2 protein-coding genes and 1 pseudogene are annotated in these 5,122 nt (G+C 63.2%); 1 reads left to right on the forward strand and 2 read right to left on the reverse strand.

Going from position 1 to position 5,122, the window contains the following annotated elements; translation table 11 throughout:
- Window positions 1-3,141 (forward strand): tetratricopeptide repeat protein (locus NW837_RS09675; RefSeq protein WP_414331074.1); only part of this gene is annotated, 3,141 nt, incomplete at its 5' end.
- Between the two features lie 93 nt (window positions 3,142-3,234).
- Here the strand turns inward: NW837_RS09675 and lysS are convergent.
- Entirely contained in the window at window positions 3,235-4,770 is a 1,536-nt protein-coding gene (gene lysS, locus NW837_RS09680; RefSeq protein ID WP_414331075.1) for a lysine--tRNA ligase, read from the reverse strand.
- Window positions 4,771-4,820: 50 nt separating this feature from the next.
- Window positions 4,821-5,122 (reverse strand): annotated as a pseudogene (locus NW837_RS09685) (Uma2 family endonuclease); the annotation flags it as partial.

Raw genomic sequence — 5,122 nt, forward strand, 5'->3', positions numbered from 1 at the left:
GTAGGGGTGCTGGCCATCCAAGCCCTCACCGGTCGTCCTCCCCATAAGATCCGGGATGATCCCCGCACCGGCCAACTGCTCTGGCGGGATTTGGTTCAGGTCAGCGAGGAGCTGGCCGAGATTTTGGATCGCCTGATCTGCCCCCACTGGCAAGAGCGCTTCCAGTCCGCTGCTGAAGTGTTGGAGGCGCTGCGGCCCCTGTTGCCTTTTCCCCAAGAGGCGACGCTCGGCGATGTTTCGGTGGATCAGGTTTTGGTGACGCGCCTGTTGGCCCGCGCACAGGAGAAAGCTCGCCAAGGGGATTTCCAGGGGGCGATTGCCGACTGTACGTTGGCCATTCAATTGGATCCCCAAAACAGCCGTGCCTACAGCCAGCGGGGCAGCGCCCGCTACAAAAGTGGGGACTTGGCAGGGGCCATCGCAGATTACACCCAAGTTATTCAACTGGCAGGGGACGCCCGCGCCTATTTCAACCGCGGCATTGCCCGCTACCGGCTGGAGGACTACGAGGGAGCTGTTGCCGACTACACCCAGGCTCTCGGCCTCAACCCACAATGGGCGGTGGCCTACTACAACCGTGGCAATGCTTACCGGCAACTCAATCAGCAGCAGCAGGCCATCGAAGACTATTCGCGGGCCATTGAGCTCAACCCGGAAGATGTGCGGGCCTATTTCAACCGCGGCGTGGTGCGCGGCCATCTGGGAGATGCGCAGGGGGCAGCAGCCGATTTTTCCGAGGTGATCAAGCGGGACCCTCAGGACGGGGAAGCCTACTTCAACCGGGGAGTGGCGCGGGTCCAGTTGTCAGATTTGCAAGGGGCCGTCGAGGACTACACCCAAGCGCTGCAGTTGGATCCTCGCCACGGCAAAGCCTATTACCACCGGGGCCTGGCCCGGCAAGCGTTGGGGGATCCCCAAGGGGCCGTTGAAGATTTTTCTCAGGCCCTATCCCTACGGTCTGCTGAGGCCACTGAGCTACCTGAGGCAGAGGCGGCAGCCCAGGCGGATCTCTACTTGCAGCGGGCCATGGCCTACCTGAGCAGCAACACCCTGGAGCCGGCGCTGGCCGATTGTGAACAGGCTCTCCGTCTGGATCCCAACCTGTCGCGGGCCTATCTCTGCCGGGGCTTGGCTCGCCAGGGGCTGGGGGATCCCGGCGGCGCTCTGGCAGACTTCAACCGCGCCCTGGAGCTGGATCCCCAGATGGCCAAAGCCTACCTCAACCGGGGCATTGCCCACCTGGACTTGGGCAACATCAAAGCGGCTTTGTCCGACTTGAGCCAGGCCATTGCTTTGGATCCCCAAGATGCCAGTGCCTACAGCAGCCGCGGGCGAATCCATTGGCTGCTGGGGGATCCCCTGGCGGCTCTGCAGGATTATACAGCTGCCCTGGAGCGGGATCCGCAGAACCCTCAGCTCTACTTCAACCGCGGCCAACTCCATGCTGAGCGGGAAGATTGGCCGGCAGCCTGTGAGGACTTCTCGCAGGTGTTGCAGTGGGCGGCGAGGCCTGGGATCCCACGCGGGCCGGAGCTGCTGTTGAATGCCCATCTATGCCGTGGCATGGCACGGCAACGGCTGGGGGATTGGCAGGGGGCGTTGGCCGATTTCGACCAAGCTCTGCAAGGGGATCCTCAGTCGGGCTTGGCTTATTTCCATCGCGGCCAAGTGCGGGCTGCTCTGGGAGATGGGCCGGGGGCCATCCAGGATTACCACCAGGCTTTGGCCCTGGGGGCGGCAGTGGCCCAGGCGGATATCCGCCGAGATCTGGCGCGGGCCCAAATCCAGGCAGGGGATCTGCAGGCGGCCTTAGAGCAGTTGAACGAGGCGGTGCGCTTGCAGCCGGAACGGCGGGATCTGCGCCAAGAGCGAGCTGAGTTGTGCCGACGGCTAGGCCGGTGGCAAGAAGCAATTGCCGACTACGACGAGGTGTTGCGGCAGGATCCCCAGGACTGGACGGCTTGGCTGCGACGGGGCATGGCCCATGGACAGGTGGGCAACTGGGATTCCGCCATTCAGGATCTCAGCCGGGTTTTGCAGCAGGATCCTGACCACAGGGAAGCGCTGTGGCACCGCGCACAGGCCCTGCAGCAGTTGGGTCAGACCGAAGCGGCCTTGCAAGATCTAAACCGTCTGCTGCAGCGGGATCCCCAACACAGGATGGCCCGCTTGGCCCGCGGCTCTCTGTTGTTGACGTTGGCGGTGCGCGGCACCGTTCCTGCAGCGGGCGTAGCCTTGGAGCAGGCTGAATCCGACTTCGACCAAGTCATCCAGGAAGAGGCCCAAGACGGGGAACAGTCCCGGCAGCTCTATCTGGAGGCCCACCTGAAGCGGGCCCAAGTCCGCCGCCTGCGCCACAACCTGGAGGGGGCAATAGCCGATTGGGATCGGGTCTTGGAGCTGGCCAGCCCAGGGGATCCAGAAGTGCTGGTCACCGAAGCCCTGTTGTATCGGGGCTTGTGTCGCCAAGAGAGGGGGGATCTGGCTGGGGCGTTGGCCGATTTCACGGCGCTGATCCAGCAGCAACCGCAGGCTTCTCAGGCTTTTGCTTTGCGGGCAAGGGTGCATCTGGCTTTGGGGGATCAAGAGGCGGCATTGGCGGATCTCAACCAAGCTCTGAGCCTCGACCAGAACTGGGGGGTGGCCGATGCTGCCCTGGCCTACCGTCAACGGGGGGATCTACACCGGCAGGCCAATTGCCCTGAGCTGGCCATTGCCGACTACACGCAGGCCCTGGCCTTGAACCCCCAGGAGCACTCTGCTTTGCTCCACCGAGCTCTCCTGTGGGATGGCGAGGGACAGACGGACAAAGCGATAGAAGACTACACCCGACTGCTGCAACTGGAGCTGGATCCCCAGGAGCGGGTCTGGGTTTTGAACAACCGCGGCTGGGCCTACGCCCAACAGGGGGATTTTTCGGCGGCCATCCGCGACTACGACCAAGCCATAACACTCTGCACTGCTGACGCGAGCGATAGGGATCCCTGCCACCTCAAGGCCCACCTCAACCGCGCCCTGGCCCGGACTGCCCTTGGGGATTGGCAGAGAGCCTGCCAGGATTTCCAGGCTGCCCTCCAGATGCAAGGGTACGAAGGTCGGCTTTTGGAAGACGTTATCGCTAGTTATTTCAAAATAGGTTGAGACACTTCCCAAAGGCTCCGCGCCGTCGCCGCGGCCACCTCCAACCTCTCTTAGAAATCGATGGGATTTGAATGGACAGTTAGAGGGATCGGCTCAAGCCTCCTCCGCCACTTCTCCCGTCTCGGGCCGCAGCAGCGGAAAGGCAATGACATCGCGAATGCTGGGAGCGTCGCACAGCAGCATCACCAAGCGGTCGATCCCCACGCCCAGGCCGCCGGTGGGGGGCAGGCCATATTCCAAGGCCGTGAGGAAGTCTTCATCCAGAAAGTGGGCCTCCTCATCTCCGGCTGCCTTCAGGGCTGCCTGGGCCTCCAGCCGCTGCCGCTGATCCACCGGATCGGTGAGCTCGGAGTAGGCGTTGGCCGTCTCCCGCCCAACGATGAACAGCTCGAAGCGCTCGGCCAACCCCGGTTTGCTGCGGTGGGGCTTGGTGAGGGGACACACATCCAGGGGGTAGTCCAGAACAAAGGTGGGCTGGCGCAGGCGGCTCTCGCAGCAGTGCTCAAAGGCTTTGACCAGCAACTGGCCGGGGGAGTCCTGGGGGGAGAGATCGGGGATCCCTTGGGCGGCCAAGGCCGGCAAGAGCTCTTCAGGGCATCCCTTTTCCACATCGATGAAAATGCCAGTGGCCTCCTCCACCAGCTCCTGCATCGTCACCCGTCGCCAGGGAGGGGTGAGGTCGATGGCTTCCCCTTGGTAGGTGAGCTGCAGGGATCCCTGCACCGCCAGGGCGGCGTTGCAGACCAGGGTTTCCGTCAGCTCCATCATGGTGTGGTAGTCGGCGAAGGCTTGATAGGCCTCTAGAGAGGTGAACTCCGGGTTGTGGCGGGTGGAGATGCCTTCGTTGCGAAAGACCCGCCCAATTTCATAGACTCGCTCGATCCCGCCCACCACCAGCCGCTTCAGGTGCAGCTCGGTGGCAATGCGCAGGTAGAGATCCAGATCCAGAGCGTTGTGGTGGGTGATGAAGGGTCGCGCCTCCGCCCCGCCGGGGATCACCTGCAACACGGGCGTCTCAATTTCCACAAAACCTCGCTCTTCCAGAGTCTGCCGCAGGGAGCGGATGATCTGGGCGCGGTCGAGCAAGGTCTGCTTGACCTCAGGGTTGACGATGAGATCGACGTAGCGCTGGCGGTAGCGTTTCTCCACATCCCGCAGGCCGTGCCACTTGTCCGGCAGCGGCAACAGCGCCTTGGTTAGCACCTGGTACTCGTCCACCCGCACCGACAATTCCCCTTTTTCGGTGCGCTTGAGGCAGCCCTTGGCCCCCAGCCAATCGCCAACGTCGAGGAGCTTGTCCAGGTTCTTGAAGGCCAGCTCCCCCATCTGCTCCGTCAGCCGTTTCTTGTCTAGATAAAGCTGAATGGTGCCAGAGCGATCCTGCAGGGTAAAGAAGGCCAGCTTGCCCATGACCCGCCGCGCCCGGATCCGCCCGGCCACCGCCACCTGCACATCCTCCCGCTCGCCGCCGGGCTCTAGGTCGGCAAATTGCTCCTGCAGCTCGGCAGCCAAGTGGGTAACAGGGAAAGAATAGGCGTAAGGCGGGATCCCTTGTTCCCGCAGGTGTTGGGCTTTTTCCAGGCGGGCGGCCCGTTGGGCGGCTTCGCTGCTGCTGGGGAGGGTAGACATGGCGGTGGATAGGCAATGGACAATGGAAGCCCCGTTAGGGACGGGATTTTTCAGGCTGCCGGCGGTGCGATCGCGTTAGCGGGACGGAGTCCTTTGCCGTGGGAACGCAGCAGCTCCAGAAGGGCTTCAGCCCGTTGGCGTTCTGCCTCAGCGCGCTGTTGTTCCAGAGCAGCCTTTTCTTCGCCGGTGGGCAAAACCTGCCCCTCCCGATCACACCAGCGTAGCCATTCCGTGTTCACGCCCTCGAAGGATCCCTGCCAGAGGGTCAAGCCCAGCCCGATCGCGTTAGCGGGACGGAGTCCTTTCGCGTTAGCGGGACGGAGTCCTTTCGCGTTAGCGGGACGGAGTCCTT

This window comes from Synechococcus sp. R6-10, assembly GCF_047461815.1.
Classification (GTDB): domain Bacteria; phylum Cyanobacteriota; class Cyanobacteriia; order Thermostichales; family Thermostichaceae; genus Thermostichus.